We start from the raw sequence: 18,271 nt of genomic DNA on the forward strand, positions 1-18,271 counted from the left end.
TTGATGTTCACCGACGAAGGGGGCTTTGTGCTGGATGGCAACACCCCGTTGGGGGATGAGGTGATGGATACCAGCAGCCAACTGCTGATTGAATTGAGTACCGACGACCAGGATGAAGCCCACGGCTGGATGCCCGATGGGCAGTTGTATCAGGACTTTCTGGTGATGCTGCGTGTCTATCTGGGCTGGCGCTTCAAGGCCAAGATACGCTTGACGGTCAACACGCGCTTGCTCAGTGTGCCGCCGTTGGGGGAAGCTCCCTTCTGGCTGGGGATGAGCGGCGTATTGGGGGTAGAAGGGGAGTGTGTCCCTGAGGATATCCCCACCACTTTCACCATGGAGCTGGGTGGTTACCAAGGTTTATGCCCGGCAATAGAGACAAAAGGAAACCAACGTGTTACGTACCCGTTTGACTAAATCTGCATGCTGGCTGCTGTTGCCGGTTCTGGTGGGCACGCTGTCAGGGTGTGGCCTGACCCAGAGCGTCAGTGATGGCACCAAATCCGCCGTATCGTCGATTTTTTATAAGAAGATAAAGGTGTTGCGCCTGGACTTCACGGCGCGTGAAGCACTCAATACCGATGCCCATGAAAATAACTCCCTGTCAGAGTCGGTGGTCATCCGGGTCTATCAGCTTAAAGACCGTAAGGCATTCGATAAGCTGGTTTACCAACAGTTATTGAAGGACGGGGAGACGTTGCTGGCGGCGGAGTTGATTGCCAGCCGTGAGGTGGTGCTGAAGCCGGGGGGCGATGCCTCGCTGGATGCACCGATGGACCCCGATACCCAGTTTGTGGCGGTGGTGGGGATGTTCCGTCACCCGGATATGGCCAAAAACAACTGGAAGCTGGTGCTGCAGCGTGAAGAGCTCGACCCGGACAAGCCACGGGTGATTGAAGCGGGCAGTAACCACCTGGCGTTGATACCGGTCAAGGAGTAACCCATGCCCCGTCCCTCATTATATGAAACCCTCTACGGCAACTTTGCCGGGGGGCTGGATTTACACCAAATTAGTGAAGAGAACCAGCTGATTATGTCGGTGCTGGACAATATGCAGCGTATACTCAACTGCCGTGCGGGGACCTTGTCGCATTTACCGGACTACGGTCTGCCGGATATGAGCAAAATCCTGCAGGGGATGCCGGGTACCGCTCACCAGTTAATCACTACCCTGTCTGACGTGTTGCTGAAATATGAGCCGCGCCTGAAGAGGATTGATGTGCTGATGCTGGAACAGAGCACCCCCGGTGAGTTACGCTATGCCATTGATGCCGAGCTGAAGGGTGTGGGTCTGGTGCGCTATGGCACCGAATTTACCCCACAGGGCAAAGTGTTGCTGCGCCACCTGCGTCAGCAACAGTTTATGGATAGCCAGTCACTTTATTGATTAATGTTCTTTGGGAACAGATGGTTGTCATCGTATTACAGGTGTGAGTGATGCACCTTAGCCGATCACCCCTCGCTGGGACGCGTGATACGCGCCCTCAAGGATGGGTTCACGACGTGTCGGCGTTGCGCTTCACTTTCACCACCCTGATGCTTAGTGTGAAGTGATAGTAAGTGTAGTTATTGAGAACAGAGGGAGCTTGTCACATGAATACACGCAAACAACTTAAAAACGGCGGTGACCCGCGCGCCCTGGCGGATTATGCTGCGCTACGGGATGAGATGATGAAGCTTTCCCATCCGGCTCGGCCGGATGTGAACTGGAAGCAGGCGGAAACCCTGTGCCTGCGGCTGTTTGAACAAAATGGCGTCGAGCTGCAGACCGCTGCCTGGTATACCCTGGCACGTACCCATATAGCTGGGGTGGTGGGGTTTAACGAAGGGCTGGCGCTGCTTGATGCGCTGGTGAGTTATCAATGGGCGGTGATGTGGCCGGGGCATAGCCATGCGCGGATAGAAATCATCGCCGGGCTTAGCCCTCGTTTACAGGCGGTGTTGCGCACCTTTCCCCTGGATACCCGTGATGAATTGCCGGCGTTGTATCAGGCGGAGAAAGGGCTGAACAGCTTTTGTGAGGCGCTGGCGCGCCATGAACTGAAACAGGCCAGCCGCATGGACGGGTTGTTGAATCAGGTCAAGCAGGCCATTACCCGGTTGGAAAATTCCCCCCATGAAGAGCAATCTGAGCCGACGGTGGCTCTGCCGCCACAAGCCGTCACGGCAGAGCCGGAGACTGAACTGAGCGGTCATCAACCGCTGGTGTATGTTGCCCAATCGCTGCCGGAACCGCCGCCAACATCATCACTACCCCCATCAACACCCTTACCTCCATCACCGCTACCTCAATCATCGCTACCCCCATCACCACCGCCACCAGCGGATAAACGGGGTTATGTGTGGTCGTTTATCGGCGGGGCCAGTAGTGCCTTACTGGTGGGGGGCCTGCTGCTCTGGGGTTGGCAGTACCAGTATTCGCCTATGGCGGTGGAGCAACAACTGGTGGCATCAATAACGCCGTTGCCGGAACTCCCGCGTCAGGCGGGTCAACTCAATGCATTACGTGAGCCCGGTTCACTGGCCCAGCGGCAGGCGGAGAGTCTGGTACAGCAACAGGGGGCGCAGCTTAACTGGTTGATGGCACTGCCCCCGGGTTGGTCGCAGCAGTATGGACAGCAACTGATTACGCAGTCTCAGACCCTGTGGCCGGGTAACCCGGAGGCAGAACAGATGCATACAGCCTGGCAACAACAGCTGGAAGCCAATGCCTTGCCGTTGACGGCACTGGACAACTGGCATCAGGGGATGGTGAAACTCCAGCAATTGACTGACAGCCTGAATGCGCTGGATGAACGCAAGGGTAAATACCTGACGGGAAGTGAACTGAAAACCATGGTGTTTGCCATTACCCAGGAATTTGGCAAAACAGTGCCGATGGAAGAGCAACTGCGCCAACTGGCGGCGGTCTCAACAGATAACAGCTTATCGGCCAATGCGCAGTCTCAGGCAGAGCAGCGACTGGCGCAATTGCTTAACCGTTATGTGCTGATAAAACAACAGGTAAAAGCGCCATGATACCACTCCCCGTCTGGTTCTTTGATGCCTTTGAACATCTGGCAAAACAAGATATCGATGCATTGAAACAGTTATGGGGAGCGGAGCCCGTGCTGCGAGCAGCAGTGGTACGCCTGGATAAAGATAACCCCGCATTGCATCCCCACAAATACTGTCCTCATTGTGGCAGTGATCACTATGTGCCTAATTCCCGCGAATGGGAATACCGTTGTCTGGACTGTCTTAAACAGAGTTCCCCTGCTACCGAAACCCCCTTTGCAGGCTTGCACCGTCGGAAATATTATATTTTGTATGCAGTCCTGATGACACACTGGGTTAATGACTATATCGAAGATGTGGTCTGGCTTTCAGGGTGCCATAACAAAATCTACTGGAAAGAGTATGCCAGCCGTCTTGAGCCCATATTGGCTGAGTTAGAGACACCTGTTACCCCTTTTCCTCGCTATCTGCATGGGTTCACACCCGAGCAGCAGGGGATGACCTGCCCGTCTTGCCACTCTCACCAGGTGAGGTATAAAGACCTGATGCCTGCGGCTAACCCGGATTTATCCTGCCAAGTCTGTCAGCACCACTTTGTGATGCATGCGAATATGCCCAGGGGGATGCTGCGTGATGGTACTCAACCAGAGGTGCCTGACTGGTTTGAAAAGGAGTTTGATCATACGTCAAATGCTGAGTATGAACACCTGGTAACAGTCTGGCACCGGGAACCGGTACTGCGTGAATTGGTGGATCGTCTGGATGAGCAGAACCCGGATCTGAATCGCGTACAGGAATGCCCATATTGCCATAATCACCGTATTATCCAGCCTGCAAGCGGCTCGGAAAGCTATGCCTGCCCCGCCTGTGGTGCAACCTTTGTCGCTGCGACAGGAACAGTTTTTTATAGAATGCCCAAAGACCGTTATTGGGGGCTCTATCGTGTGCTGGTGTTATTGTGGGGGCAGTGGTACCTGACAAAAGCGCTGCCGATATGCCGATCATCTTCGGTTAATCAATTTCGAATCTATGAAAAACGACTTCAACCGTTATTTGAAGAACTGAAGGGAAGGCCGCTCACCCCACGGCCCCGCTGGTTGCTGGGTTTTACACCAGGGGAGCAGGGGGTAAGATGTTTGCATTGCCATTCGTTGAATTTAACGACGGAGGGGCGCACGGTGTCGCCATTGGATGACCCGAAAATAATCTGTGAGGAATGTGGTCATGAGTTTATGTTGCGGGAATGGTTCAAAGAGCGTGCAAGGAGCAACATGCAGCAAAAATCATGAGTCTGCTGGAAACCGCGAACCTGGCTGATGGGTGTTCTGCGGCGTCTACAGGTTGGCCGGAAACACGTCTGTAGGCGTTGCTGCCGCTGCAGGGGGCACCTTGTCGACTGGAGAGTGCAGACTGTCGTTTCGCCAGTTCCACACTAAGGACTGGCGCTACTGAGAGGGTAAATATCGGAACCCTAGGCAAGGCGTGGCTTCAATGCCATGCACAACTGACTCAGCGCCTGCACCAGAACTCCTCCAACATCCCACTCAGTACATCACCACCTGACCAACGCCTTACCAGGAAAGCTGTCAATATGAGTTAACCGTAACCAGCCATTAACTAAACAGGGTTTGTGCCCAGCGTGCTAAACCTGCAGTGACCGAACCAAAATCGTTACCACTGATGATGGGAATACCGGGTAATTGCTGTTGCAGTGCGCTACGCAGTAATGGCGAACGGGCACTGCCCCCGGTCAGGTAAATCACTTGTGGGTTACACTGACTGGTGGCCAGTGTTGCTCTCACTTGCTCCAGAATGCGTTCCAAAGGTTGCTCAATCGCGCTGGCCAGTTGCTCCTGAGTGATGGTTTTCTCCAGTCCCGAGTGCACAAACGCCAACTGAGTACAGTTGCTCTTCTGCTCAGACAGGGCGATTTTGCTCTCCTCCGCACTTCTTACCAGCCGGTAACTTAAATGTTGCTGGTGTATTTTTAACAGGTATTTCACTTTCTCTGGTTCAGCGGCATCACGGATTAAATCACGTAGCAGGCGACCGGTGGTGGTACTGTAAAAATCAATTTGTGCCGGAACATCGTTAGTTGCCACGGCGTTCCAGTAAGGCAATGCGGGTAGGGCGATACCTTTTTCGGTTTTGCCACCCAAGCCAAACAGTGGCATCAACTGCTTAAAGGCCAGCATGATATCGAGGTCATTACCCCCTACACGGCAACCGCTATGCCCGAGGAGACTCTGCTGACGCTCCACGCGATTTCGCCATTGCGGGCCCATCAATAGCATTGAGCAGTCCGTTGTTCCCCCACCGATATCGACCACCAGCACGGTTTTCTCTTCGCTCAGTGTGGCTTCAAAATCCAGCCCGGCAGCCACCGGTTCGAATTGGAATTCAATCTGCTTGAAGCCCACTCGCTCGGCGGCACGTAGTAAAATGCCTACCGCCTGACGATTAGCCTCTTCACCGCCACTTCCCTGGAAGTTGATGGGGCGGCCAATCACCGTTTGCTCAATATTCTGTTGTAAAACGCTTTCTGCCTGGCGCTTAATGTGCCACATCATGGCGCACACCAGATCCTCAAACAGGGCAATTTGCTGCGGTTTCAACCCATTGGCACCCAGGAAGGATTTCGGTGAGCGGACAAAGTAGGTCTCTTCAGGCTCAGCAAAATAGTGTGCCAGTGCCTGCTGACCAAACGACACGCAGTCACTGCTGACCAGGATATCTTCGTGGCGATTAAAGGTGATGGCACGTTGCAACAGTTGCTGATTATCATCACTGCCGGTAGGTACCTGAGCATAACGATACAGCCACTCACTGACCGCCTCGCGTGTTGGCGCACACAGCATAGAAGGTAAATAAGGGCTGTTGTTTTCTAGCGACAATAATTCCGGGTGATTATTGTGCATGATGGCAACAGAACAGTTGGCGGTGCCATAGTCAAAACCAATAAACATTTTCTTTCCCCATGCCCATTTTCTTTCCCCATGCCAATGAAGGGGGGCGACTTTACATTAGAGTGTTACGCTGGGCAATATGCATACCGTCAATGAATAAATATTTAGCCAAGGTCGCGTCTACCTGTTTATCTTGATCAGGTTGATGTCCGGTTCCCGCACGTCAATGCTGGGTTTAAGTTTCATAATCCAGAAAAGTCGATTGAAGTGATGCCATGAAAAACCAACAACACGCGCTGTATCGTGCATTAAGTGCACGAGACCCTAAATTTGATGGCCGTTTTTTTGTCGGCGTCTCTTCCACCGGTATCTATTGCCGCCCAGTGTGCAGTGCTCGCACGCCAAAAATCGAAAACTGTACCTTTTACCCGAGTGCTGCCGCTGCTGAGTTAGCGGGGTTTCGTCCTTGCCTGAAATGCCGCCCGGAGCTGGCACCAGGATTGGCACTGATCGATTTGGGCAATCGTTATGCGCAGGTAGCGGTGCAATTGATTGAACAAGGCTATTTGGTGGAACATAGTTGCCAACAACTGGCGGCTCGATTGGGTATTTCTGATCGCCACCTGCGGCGTATTTTTGCCGAACAGTTTGGTGTATCGCCGATTGATTATGCGCAGTCATTTCGTTTATTACAGGCTAAACGACTACTGATGGACACCGACTTACCGCTGGGTGAGGTGGCGTTTGCCGCTGGGTTTGGTAGCCTACGGCGTTTCAATGAGCTGTTTAAAAGCCGTTATCGGTTGATTCCTTCGCAATTGCGCAGTAATGCCGGTCAGCATCGGCAGACCACCCAGGCGGGGTTGGTGTTTCATCTGGGTTATCGTCCCCCCTATGATTGGCAACGTATGCTGGATTTTCTGCAGGCGCGTGCCGTCAGTGGGGTAGAGAGTGTAGTCGGAAAACACTATCTGCGTTCAATCACTATCCGCCAAGGGGGGGCTGATTATTCTGGTTGGGTGAGTGTCAGCCCGGAAACGTCACGTCACCGGGTACGAGTGGAAATTGCCCCTTCACTCAGTCGCGTGACCACAGAGGTTTTGCAGCGGATCCGGCAACTGTTTGATTTGGATGCCTCACCAGACTCTATTGTTGATGTCTTGGGGGAACTGGCGATGGATAAGCCAGGGATGCGCTTACCCGGTTGTGTTAATAGTTTTGAACAGGCAACGCGGGCGATATTGGGGCAACTGGTGAGTGTCAAAATGGCGGCCACCTTTGCCAGCAGGATGGCAAAACAGTGGGGGGAACCCTTGCCACAACTTTATGGCGAGATCACCCATTTGTTTCCCGATGCGACACGGATAGCGCAGTTGCAACCGGAAGAACTGCGTCCATTAGGGGTTCAATTGAAACGCGCTGCGGCGTTGATCGGTGTTGCGCGTGCGGTGAGCGAAGGGCGGTTGCAACTGGATAATGTGCTGGATATTGAGCAGGGCATCAAGGCGTTGACGGCATTACCGGGAATTGGCAGTTGGACGGCCAGTTATATCGCCATGCGTGCCTGGTCGTGGCCGGATGTTTTTCTGGCAGGGGACTATCTGATTAAACAGCGTTTCCCCGGCATGACGCCGCGCCAGATTGAACGCTATGCCGAACGTTGGCGGCCTTGGCGCTCTTATGCCACGTTACATCTTTGGCATAATGACGTGTTATACGTTAATTGAGTTTAGTCGCTGCTTTCATCGGCTTGATAGCGGTAAACCTGCCCACGCCCGCCATTTTTGGCTTTGTAGCACGCAGCATCGGCCTCGGCGAGCAACGCTTCACTGGTGCCACTCTGGGCATCAATGCTGGTGATGCCGGCGCAGGCACCGACATGGTGTATTTTGCCTTGCCAATAGAATGGATACTCTTTTATCTGGGTAATCATCTGTTGCATCAGAGTCTGGGCATTTTCTAGCGCGCAACCAAATAAAATCATGCCAAATTCGTCACCACCCAGTCGTGCCAGACAGTCGTTATTACGCAGTTGGCGTTGCATCAACTGGCTAATCTCTTTCAACAGAGCATCACCTGCCGCATGCCCAGCACTGTCATTAACCGCCTTGAATTTATCAAGATCGAGGAAGACCAAAACATGGCGTTGGTCGTTATCTCTGGCATTGGCAATAGCATATTTCAACTGTTGTTCGAAGCTGGTGCGGTTTTTCAAATTGGTCAGGGCATCGTGTGAGGCGTTGTAGCTGAGTTTATTCATCAATTCCCGAGCGGCACTCACATCTTGCAGTACGATTACTGTACCTACCACGTCGCCATCAATGGTTTTCAATGGTGATATTGACTCTTGTACATCAAAACAATGACCATGTTGGTTATGGAGCACCAGTGAATTATCTGAGGGTAGGGCTTTGCCTGCCTGCAGAGTGTATTGCAGCGGGTTTTCCACCTTGGGGCCATCGATACCATCAGTTAAGTGTACGATGTTGTTGATGGGCATGCCCAGTGCCTGGGCTAACGGCCAACCACACATCTGCTCAGCCACGGGGTTCATAAAGGTGATGCGCATTTCGCTATCAGTAGAAATAACCCCTTCACCGATGGCGTCCAGGGTAATGTGTAAACGCTCTTTTTCTTGGTGCAGAGCCTCGGTCAGTGACTTTACTTCCGTCATATCGATATGCGTGCCGATGATCCGCTGTTGATTACCCTGTTTATCCAGAATCACGTTACCTTGGCTGCGCATATGGCGGATCTCGCCTGAAGGTTTTTTGATACGAAATTCCATGACAAATGCTTGGGCATGCTCGGTTATCGCCATCATTTGCTGTTTAATACGTTCTCGATCTTCCTGTAGCAGCATTGATTGCCAAAGTTTGAGTGTTGGGGTCTGGTCTGCCGTCAAACCATACAGTTCGAACATCCGTTTATCCCAATTGAGTTTCTTCTCACTGGGTACCCATTCCCAAATACCAATCCCACCTGCCTGATTGGCCAAGGTAATACGCTCCACCAAGCGGCGATTCTCTGCCTCGGTACGTTTCAATTCGCTGATATCTTCCACCTGGAAGATAAAATAGAGGGGGTGGTTTTTCGCATTACGCACCAGTGATACCGCTTGTAAGGTCCAGATGCTATCCCCTCCCTTACGAAGGTAGCGTTTTTCCATGGTGTAGCTACTGATACGGTTCGCCAGCAGATCTTGCCGTTGTGCCAGGTCACTCTCCAAATCGCTTGGGTGGGTGAGTTCTTGGTATGTCAGGTGGTGTAGTGCCTCAGCAGGGTAGTTCAGCAGTTTGCATAAAGCCTGATTAACCTGTAGCCATTTTCCTTCCGGTGACACTAACGCCATACCGATGGCTGAATACTCCAATGCATTACGGAAACGGGTCTCACTTTCTACAATATGCCGCTTTTCTACCCGCAGGGTATGCATGACCATCGCCATGGCATGGGCTGGGATCAAAATCAGCAACAGTGGCATATAGACCTCTAAGTCACTCAAAAAGGGCAGCCGACCCTGAAGATCTAGCACCCCGAGGGAGGTCATAATGGTAATCATTAAGGTGGCCGCAAAGCCGGTGATAAAGGTTTCCAGCCGGGGGAGGCTGAGTGCGGCCAACAGCAGTGGAGGAATAATAAAAGTAAAGGGAAAGGGCAGATTGAGCAGGGCCAGATAGGTCAGCACCAAGGTGCCCACCAATACCAATAACAACTTGAACAGATTATCTATCTTTAACATTGAGCGGCGATAGACCAGCCCGATCGGTGCCAGAGCCAATACCCCGATGGCCTCCGAAATAAACCAGGTACCGACGGGGCGCCAAAATGAGACTTCGGGTTTAGCTACCACGGTTGCTGCCAGCAGGGCGGTGATCAAAGGGGTAAAAATGACGGCACAACCGACAAACTTCAGCCAATTTACCAGACTGTTAAGGGGATCGTTTGCTGGCAGTATCTGCTGTAACAGCATGGTGCTGAGGGAAGCCCCCAGCAGGTTAATCAACATCAATTTGACGGGTAACCAGCCTAGACCGAACAACAGGAAATTGGCAGCACAGATAGCGGTGCCACTGAAGAGTAATGATAACCCCCAGCTATGCCTTGGGCGGCGGTAGAGCTGCATAATGATGGCTGCCGTGGGGAACCAGAGTGGGGTAAATGCCTTGGCTTCAAAGGAAAGCGTCAGGCAAATATAGGCCAACAGGAAAACAATAATTGCTGTTAGCAAGGCGTGAGTGAAGACAGAACCTTGTTTTTTGCTTGGCGGGGTAACGGTACTGATATCCATGGAGAACCTTACTGTTCTGTCGGCTACTGCACTATCCCCATGGCTCTTCTGGCTATTGGGGCTGGTTATTATTGCGCCTTTCCATGGCTTTCCCCTTTCGGAGGTGTTGCGAACAACTGTACAACAGGATAAGAAGTCGCATTCCGGCGATTTTTCTTCAGGTTGCTTTTCTTAATATTTTTAGGTTACGGCATGCAAATCAATTTCTGACTGATTTTCCTCAATTTTCTCGTTAGCAAGCAACTTGAAAGCTAACACGTATAGTATAATAAGGTCACAAACGATTATGTAATTATATTGTTTCTAATTGGTATTGAAATGAACATATTTATTCTATTTACAATAGGAAAATAGTCGCCAAACCGAGGAAAATAAAGAAACCACCGGTATCGGTCAGCGCGGTAATCAGTACGCTGGAACCCACCGCAGGATCACGGCCCAGTTTAAGCATGGTCATCGGTATGACAACGCCCATCAAGGCGGCGACCAGTAGGTTGAGAAGCATCGCCAGTGCCATCACGCTCCCCATTGCTGGGTCGTCATACAGCAAATAGGTGACCAGCCCCATAATGCCCCCCCAAACGATGCCGTTAATCATTGCCACCCCAAGTTCCCGGAGTAACAGCCGGGGGATATTACCGGCTTCGATCTGGTGTAATGCCAATGCGCGTACAATCATGGTAATGGTTTGGTTACCGGTATTTCCACCGATCCCGGCAACAATAGGCATTAAGGCCGCTAACGCCACTAACTGTGAAATGGTGTTTTCAAACAGCCCAATAACCCGTGAAGCGATAAACGCGGTGCACAGGTTGATAGCTAACCAGGTCCAACGGTTTTTTACTGCTTTATAGACCGGCGCAAACACATCTTCTTCCGGACTTAATCCCCCCATGCGGCGCAGGGTGCTATCACTCTCTTCGGTAACGGCATCCACCACTTCCTCAATACTGAGACGGCCCATGAGTTTGCCTTTGCCATCGACGACGGGGGCGCTGATCAGGTCATAGCGCTCGAAGGCACTGGCTGCAGCTTCCGCTTTGTCTTCAGGTTGAAAGGTCGTCGGGTCATTATCCATCACTTGTGATACTGGCGTTTGCGGATCATTAAGTAAGATAGCGGTCAAAGGCAGTTCACCGAGCAGCGTATTTTTACGGTCAGTCACAAACAGTTTATCGGTCGCTTGGGGGATGGTTTTACGTTGGCGCAAGAAACGGTGCACGGTGCCGAGAGAGACTTCTGGACGTACAGCAATCAATTCAAAGTCCATCATCCAACCCACCGTATCCTTACCGTATTGAATCACTTCACGGACTTGGGCACGTTTATCGGGTTGCAGTGATGTCAGCAGGCGCCCCATCAGATTTCGCGGTAGATACTGCGCCAGATAGGCTTGCTCATCGACATCCAATGTTTTGATCGCTTTGAGCAGGTCTTTATCGCTCATGGTTTCGATCAGGCTATCCCAGACCGGTTCTGCGACCTCCACCAGTGTTTGACCACGTTTGGTATTGTCCACCAGACGCCATAGCGCAAGACGTTCATCCTGTGGCAAGGCTTCCAGTAGGTCTGCCAGGTCGGCAGCGTGCATCTCATCCAGCAGATGAGTGATTTCGGCAGTATCGCTCAGCAGGCTCCTTTTGCGAAACTGTTTTCCTACTGTGGGGCGGCCAAGTATATCATCGACCAAGGGTTTGTTGTTTAATAGCAGCCCGAGAATGCGTTGACGATGTTCGGCGACTTTCTTAACGTTATGTGTAGTATTGGACATGCTATGCCCTAGTCTATTCAAAGTGCAGTCAATATACCCGCAGCTTGAATAGCTACGAGAGTATTGGGACTATAGATAAGGAATATTCTAGGGTTTTTTATTGGTTTTTGCTCTATATAATTGATTATGGCTCAATGTTAAGCTATGCCTATGAGTAGAATTTACAGCCGTTCTTGATGTGAGCCGAATGTATTAGTCAACTCTTCGAATGGACTGGCGGCTGGATAGGACCCTGCCTTATCTGCGGTTTAAATACCCTTAAGTACCAAAGTGAATCATGTCTTGGCGGATACAGTATCTTGATGGTTATTTTAAAGTTTTGGGATAAATTACGTGACCATTGGTGGGGGCAACCGATAGTGTTGAGCCTGCTATTGTTACCTATTGCTGGCTGGCTTTCACCGCGCTTGATGTTGCCCGGTGGTAAAATTTACCTGGTTTATTTGCCACTAGCCGCCTGCCTTTCTTTGCTGATGGTGTATAACTGGCGTGCGCTGCCAGGCATCGCGCTGGCGATACTTATCCGTTATTCCAACCGTGGAAGCTGGCAAATTGACCTGATCATGATGTTGGTCTATGTTGGCTGCTTGAGCGCGTGCTGGTGGGGATATCGTTGTCAGACCCAGCGCCAATGGTGTTTGGGGTTTACTGAGCTGAAGCTGGGTAAACATCGGCTAATCTGGCTGGTGGTGTTGCCACCGATAGTCATGATTTTCACATTACAGATAATTATCAATTTGGGTCTGCTGCCTGACGAATTGGGTATGTTGTCTAATAAAGACAATAATCTGTATGCACTCATTAACCTCCAGGCGATGGTGCTTGGTTGCCTCTCTTCCATGCAACTGTTCTATTGTGTGCTACGGGTGCTTAAAACCCCTAGATTTGCTGGCGTTCTGTTGGGGCGTGTTCGCCGGGAGATGGCACCTTCAGTAAAAAATAGCGAGTTACAGCTGTGGTTTGCGGTACTGGCTATTCTCTTGCTAGTCCTGTCTTATCACACCGCCGAAATTGGCTTTTTGCAGGTTCCTGATTACACCCTAACACTGTTATTACCGGTGATGCTGTATAGTGCAATGCGCTTTGGCTACCAGTTTAACGGTATTGTCTGGGCGGCAAGCCTGCTGGTACTGTTCTTCAACTATCAGGGCTTTGTGCAATGGAATAATGTGCTGCATAACCTGACCATGATCTCTGCAATGATGCTGGCCTTCACCCTCAGTATTTTATTGACCTCTGCGGTGCACACCCGGCAACGGATTGATCATGCCAAGGCACAGAGTGCTTCATTGAAGGATCCAGTCATTGGTTTGCCCAACCTGCGTGCGTTAAAACTCGATCTGGCTAAAGCGTCACGTTCAACACTCTGTTTTTTGCGTATCTCCGAGCTGGATCTGCTCAGCCGTAACTATGGTATGCAACTGCGTATTCACTTTAAACAGGCGTTGGCGACGGAATTGCGCACCAAGGTATTGGAAGAGGGGGAAGAAGTTTACCATATGCCGGGTTATGAACTGTTGATTCGTCTAAATAGTTTCGATGCAGAAGCCCGGTTGGTTAATATCCAAGAGGTACTGGATAAGTTCCGTTTGGTGTGGAACGGTCTGTTAATTCATCCGCCATTAGGCATGAGCTATTGCACCGTCTATTCAGAGGTTGAGCATTTGCATGTGCTGCTGGGGGAAATGAGCTCATTGGCTGAGTTATCCTTGACCACGGGTCAGCCGGAAAATATGCAAGGTACTCAGCATATCGTACAAAATGAGATCAAGCGTAAAGTCTCTTTGTTACATTCGGTGCAAAGCTCATTGGATAACGACAGTTTTATTTTGATGGCTCAACCCATCGTCGGTATCCGTGGTGATGTTTACCATGAAATTCTATTGCGTATGCTCGATGCTCAGGGCAACTGCCTGCTACCTGATCAATTTCTACCGGTGGTCCATGAGTTCGGCCTGGCCTATAAATTGGATATGTGGGTGTTAAACCAAACGCTGAAATTTATGGATAGCAACCGCGATACGCTACCCAGTGTACGGTTGTCGGTAAATTTGTCACCCTTTTCGCTGTGCCGACCCGGTTTGGGGCAGGATGTACGGCACGCGTTGCGGCAATATAACATTGAGCCTTATCAGCTTATTCTGGAGATCACCGAGTCCCATTTGATGGGGGATATTAAATATGCACAAAATTCGTTAAGAGAATTGCGCAAATTAGGTTGTCGCATTGCTCTGGACGATTTTGGTACTGGCTATGCCACTTACAACCGTCTTAAAGCACTGGATGTGGATACGGTGAAGATCGATGGGAGTTTTGTGCAGAATATGTTGACCAACAGGGTGGATTACCAGATTGTTTCCTCAATCTGTAAAGTGGCACTGATGCGCAGGTTATCCATTGTGGCGGAGTATGTGGAGTCGGCAGAACAGCGTGATGCCCTGCGAGGTTTGGGGGTAGATTACATGCAAGGGTTCTTTATTGGCCGGCCTCAGCCGTTGAAATCCTTGCTGGTAAAGCCGCCAAAGGCAAACCAGGTGTAAGCCAGCGTGCTTGATTCTCCGCCTCTCTTTGTTATAGAGGCGGAGTTATAGAGGCGGAGGGGTTACCAATAACCACCAGCCAATGATCCTCGACGACGATATTAGTCTGACTGAACTTTGTCTGCCTCACCCTCTTCTTCAATAATCAACCTCCAGCCTACCACATCATTCCAGTAGGTTTGTTCCCGCTCAAAGTCCAACTGGACCAGGTTATTCTGAGTGAGATAGCCAGCGGGAAAACGTAGCGTCCAGTGGTTATCATCGGTCGTCAGGCGGAGTGTTTCTGGTGTGGTGGTGGATTGACGCTGGTTGTTGAGCAGGGTGCTCAGACGTAATAGCTGTATTAATGGCAGGTAATATTTTTTCTTGAACAGATTTAGCCGGGGTAATTCGTCAAGCTTGATTGCCTTACGTTGAAAACGTACCAGTGCTGCCAGCAGCAGTTGTTGCTCTTGATTGAAGCCGGGCAGATTGGTGTTTTGCAGAATATAGGCAGAATGGCGGTGCATACCGCTGTGGTTGATACTCAATCCGACCTCATGCAGCATGGCGGCCCATCTTAACAACGCTTCGAGCTGCGGTTGTACTAGCTTGGTATTTTGAGCCATCCATTGGGCGTACAGCAGTTCGGTGGTTTCCAGCACTCGCTTGGCTTGTTCTCGGTCGATATTGTAGTGTTCAGCCAGGCTGGCTGCAGTACGGCTGCGAATATCTTGATGGCGGAAACGACCTTCCATTTCATAGAGCACGCCCTCGCGCAGTGCACCGTCGGAAAGACGGAGTTCGCGCACCGCCAGCGCATCAAAGACGCCACAAAGGATGGCTAAGCCGGGAACAAACACAAATTGACGGTCTTCCGACAGCCCAGGTAAGTTCAGGGTGCTGAAGTCTTTAAACTGCAAGACTTGTTCCACCAGCATTTCGAGCCTTTCAGGGGTAATCAGGCCCTCTTTTTCGCCGATGGCAACCAACACCTCATAAGCCGCCTTAATGGTACCTGACGCCCCCAAGGCATATTGCCAGCCTTGAATACGGTATTGCCAGGCCAGCGTTTCCAGCTTCTGTGCGGCGGCCAGTCGGGCCCGCTTGAAGTTGGTTTTGCTTATCTCACCGGCGGGGAAAAATTGTTGAGCAAAGCTCACACACCCCATACGGCGACTCTCTGCCAGCAAGGGTTCGAAGCCTTCACCAATCACCAGTTCAGTGGAGCCACCGCCAATATCAATCACCAGCTTACGGCCTTTTTCTGGTTGGGTATGTTCTACCCCCATAAAGATAAGACGCGCTTCTTCCTGGCCCGAGATAATTTCGATGGGATAAGGGATCACTTTAGCAGCACGTTTCAAGAAAACTTCGGCGTTGACCGCCTCGCGCAAGCTATGAGTGCCGACAATTGTCACGTTGTCAGCGGGGAAACCCTGCAACCGTTCAGCAAACAGTGCCAGACAGGCCAGCCCTCTTTCTATGGCTTCCTCGCTGAGCACATTATTGCTGTCCAAGCCATCAGCGAGGTGCACTCGTTGTTTTAAACGGCCTAATATCTGTAAGGCACCATTGACGACGCGGGCAATGACCATATGAAAGCTGTTCGAACCCAGGTCGATAGCCGCGATTTCTTGTGGTTTATTGGTCGTGGAACTGGTGGTTAGTGGCATAGGATGACCTGATTTTCCGGTTGTTCCTGAGCTTTTAAGTACTCATAAATCGCCATCTGGGCACGTACTTTACGGCGATTACCACGAGGGACGTACTGGTTGCTCAGTTCTTTATCAAGATAACGGGCTTTAACGGTATCGCTGAACAGGATCTCCAGGATATCCAGAACACGTTGTTTCAGTGTGGGATCCAGTACCGATACCGCGACTTCAATACGGTAATCGATGTTGCGTGTCATCCAGTCGGCAGATGAGAGATAAACCCGTTTATCGCCTTTATTTTCAAAAACATAAACCCGATCATGCTCAAGAAAACGGTCTACTATACTGATTACCTGAATATTTTCACTGATTTTCGCCAGGTTGGGGATCAACGAGCACATACCACGAACCAGTAGACGGATCTTCACGCCAGCGGCGGAAGCGGTATATAAACGATCAACCAGCCCCTTATCCACCAGGTTATTTATTTTTAGCATAATGCCGGCATTTTCCCCAGCCAGTGCATTGGCAATTTCCTGGTCGATCAGGTCATATAACATCCGGCGCGAGTTCTGAGGCGAAACCATCAAGTTATCGAAGGTCACTGGCCGATAGGGATGTTGAATGAAATTGAATACTCTGCGTACTTCATTGGTGATGCGAGCATCAGCCGTTAGCAATGAGTAGTCGGTGTAGAGCCGAGCGGTTTTCTCATTAAAGTTGCCAGTACCAATATGAGCATAGCGCACAATGTCTTCGCCTTCACGGCGTGAAATCAAGAATAGTTTGGCGTGGATCTTCAAGCCAGGTGCGGAGAAAATGACATGCACTCCCGCTTCCGTTAGCCGTTTGGCCCAGTGAATATTGGCTTCTTCATCAAAACGAGCTTGCAACTCCACCACCACCGTCACTTTCTTGCCGTTATGTGCGGCGTGGATCATCGATTCGATAATGCGCGAATTTTTGGCTACCCGGTAGATATTGATTTTGATCGCTAAGACGCTCGGGTCGAAGGATGCTTGACGCAACAGTTCTAACACATGCTCAAAGGTATGGTAGGGGTAGTACAGCAGCACGTCTTTTTCGCGGATGGCATCAAAGCCGTTGCGGAATTTATCAAACCAGATATGGCGCAGGCGTGGCAGCGGCGGGTTGACCAGATTGGCCTTGCCGACATTTGGAAAGCTGATGAAATCTTTGAAATTGTGATAGCGGCCACTGGCAATCACCGAGTCATAATTCGAAATCCCTAGCTTGAGACGTAACATTTCTACCATTTCACTTGGCATATCACGCTGATAAACAAAGCGTACCGGTTCTGCTGTCAGGCGCTGTTTGAGGCTGGATGACATTAATTCCAACAGGCTGGATTCCATTTCGGTCACCAGGTCGTATTCCGCATCACGGGTCATCTTCATTGAATAGGCATTGAGTGCGTCATAATCGAAGAACCCCTTGAAGATGTCATCCAGGCAATAGCGTAGAATATTATCCAACAGGATCATCGGCTTGCGGCGCCTTGGTGCTTCAGGTGGCAGATTAACGAAGCGGGGAACCTTGTCAGCAGGGATTTCCAGTAACGCATACTCGATATGTGTGCCACGAATAATCTCCACCGCCAGGTAGGTGTAATCGTCTTTTAGGAATTCCACCAGATTGGTATCGCGGTTGAGCAGTATCGGTGTGATATGTTGGCGTAGGTTGTGCTTAAAATACTGGCGCAGCCAGATTTGCTGGTTTTCTGATACTTGGCGTTCGTTAATCAAGAAGATTTGGTTGCGCGCCATTTCCAACAAGAGTTCGTTGTACAAAGTGTCGAATTCTTGATCCGTTTTTAATACTTTGGCCTGAATTTTTTTCAGTAAATGACGGGAAGTGCCTACTGAACCTTGCTCTTCACTGATTAATAGGCGCCGCTTCAGATCGGCAAAACGGACTTTATAGAATTCATCAAGATTGTTGGAGTAAATGCCCAGAAAGCGCATACGCTCAATCAAGGGATTGCTCTTATCTGCCGCTTCCTGTAATACGCGTTCATTAAAGGATAACCAGCTTAATTCTTTATCGATGTAGAGCTTTTCCTGACTCATGGTCACTCCAGTTCAATGTTAGAAAAGGATCTGCGATAC

General features: G+C 50.6%; 12 protein-coding genes. 7 read left to right on the plus strand and 5 right to left on the minus strand.

Annotated elements, in window-relative coordinates:
* The 5 genes from AC2A06_RS04445 to AC2A06_RS04465 form a co-directional block, all read left to right on the plus strand.
* Nucleotides 1-417, plus strand: a 417-nt coding sequence (locus AC2A06_RS04445; protein ID WP_484379492.1) for a type VI secretion system baseplate subunit TssG, incomplete at its 5' end; no start/stop codon positions are given.
* Nucleotides 395-940, plus strand: coding sequence for a type VI secretion system lipoprotein TssJ (gene tssJ / locus AC2A06_RS04450; RefSeq protein WP_484379493.1), 546 nt, complete (start codon nt 395-397; stop codon nt 938-940). The genes AC2A06_RS04445 and tssJ, both read left to right, overlap by 23 nt.
* A gap of 3 nt (nt 941-943) precedes the next feature.
* Complete coding sequence (gene tssE / locus AC2A06_RS04455) at nt 944-1,387, plus strand: type VI secretion system baseplate subunit TssE (protein ID WP_023489266.1); 444 nt, start codon at nt 944-946, stop codon at nt 1,385-1,387.
* 206 nt (nt 1,388-1,593) lie between these two features.
* Nucleotides 1,594-3,018, plus strand: coding sequence for a VasL domain-containing protein (locus AC2A06_RS04460; protein ID WP_484379494.1), 1,425 nt, complete (start codon nt 1,594-1,596; stop codon nt 3,016-3,018).
* Entirely contained in the window at nt 3,015-4,286 is a 1,272-nt protein-coding gene (locus AC2A06_RS04465) for a hypothetical protein (RefSeq protein WP_484379495.1), read from the plus strand. Before AC2A06_RS04460 ends, AC2A06_RS04465 begins: the two co-directional genes overlap by 4 nt.
* Nucleotides 4,287-4,610: 324 nt before the next feature.
* Here AC2A06_RS04465 and yegD read toward each other — a convergent pair whose 3' ends face one another.
* The gene (gene yegD, locus AC2A06_RS04470; protein WP_484379496.1) at nt 4,611-5,963 is read right to left on the minus strand and encodes a molecular chaperone; all 1,353 of its coding nucleotides are present in this window, start codon (nt 5,961-5,963) and stop codon (nt 4,611-4,613) included.
* Between the two features lie 215 nt (nt 5,964-6,178).
* Here yegD and alkA point away from each other — a divergent pair, with 215 nt between their 5' ends.
* The gene (alkA, locus tag AC2A06_RS04475; protein ID WP_484379497.1) at nt 6,179-7,630 is read left to right on the plus strand and encodes a DNA-3-methyladenine glycosylase 2; all 1,452 of its coding nucleotides are present in this window, start codon (nt 6,179-6,181) and stop codon (nt 7,628-7,630) included.
* 2 nt (nt 7,631-7,632) lie between these two features.
* On the opposite strand, the gene AC2A06_RS04480 is transcribed toward alkA, so the two are convergent.
* Entirely contained in the window at nt 7,633-10,194 is a 2,562-nt protein-coding gene (locus AC2A06_RS04480; protein WP_484379498.1) for a PAS domain S-box protein, read from the minus strand.
* Nucleotides 10,195-10,531: 337 nt separating this feature from the next.
* Complete coding sequence (gene mgtE / locus AC2A06_RS04485) at nt 10,532-11,965, minus strand: magnesium transporter (RefSeq protein ID WP_023489272.1); 1,434 nt, start codon at nt 11,963-11,965, stop codon at nt 10,532-10,534.
* Between the two features lie 302 nt (nt 11,966-12,267).
* Between mgtE and AC2A06_RS04490 the strand changes: the two genes are divergently transcribed.
* Nucleotides 12,268-14,505 (plus strand): sensor domain-containing phosphodiesterase, encoded by a 2,238-nt coding sequence (locus AC2A06_RS04490; RefSeq protein WP_484379499.1) that lies wholly within the window; start codon nt 12,268-12,270, stop codon nt 14,503-14,505.
* 101 nt (nt 14,506-14,606) lie between these two features.
* Here the strand turns inward: AC2A06_RS04490 and ppx are convergent, their stop codons facing one another.
* Nucleotides 14,607-16,160: an exopolyphosphatase gene (gene ppx / locus AC2A06_RS04495; RefSeq protein ID WP_473197261.1), complete on the minus strand. Its 1,554-nt coding sequence runs from the start codon at nt 16,158-16,160 to the stop codon at nt 14,607-14,609.
* Nucleotides 16,151-18,232, minus strand: a complete 2,082-nt coding sequence (ppk1, locus tag AC2A06_RS04500; RefSeq protein WP_484379500.1) for a polyphosphate kinase 1 — start codon at nt 18,230-18,232, stop codon at nt 16,151-16,153. Before ppk1 ends, ppx begins: the two co-directional genes overlap by 10 nt.
* Nucleotides 18,233-18,271: the final 39 nt, after the last annotated feature.

It is taken from the genome of Serratia sp. HNCC26DJ244 (genome assembly GCF_057180565.1).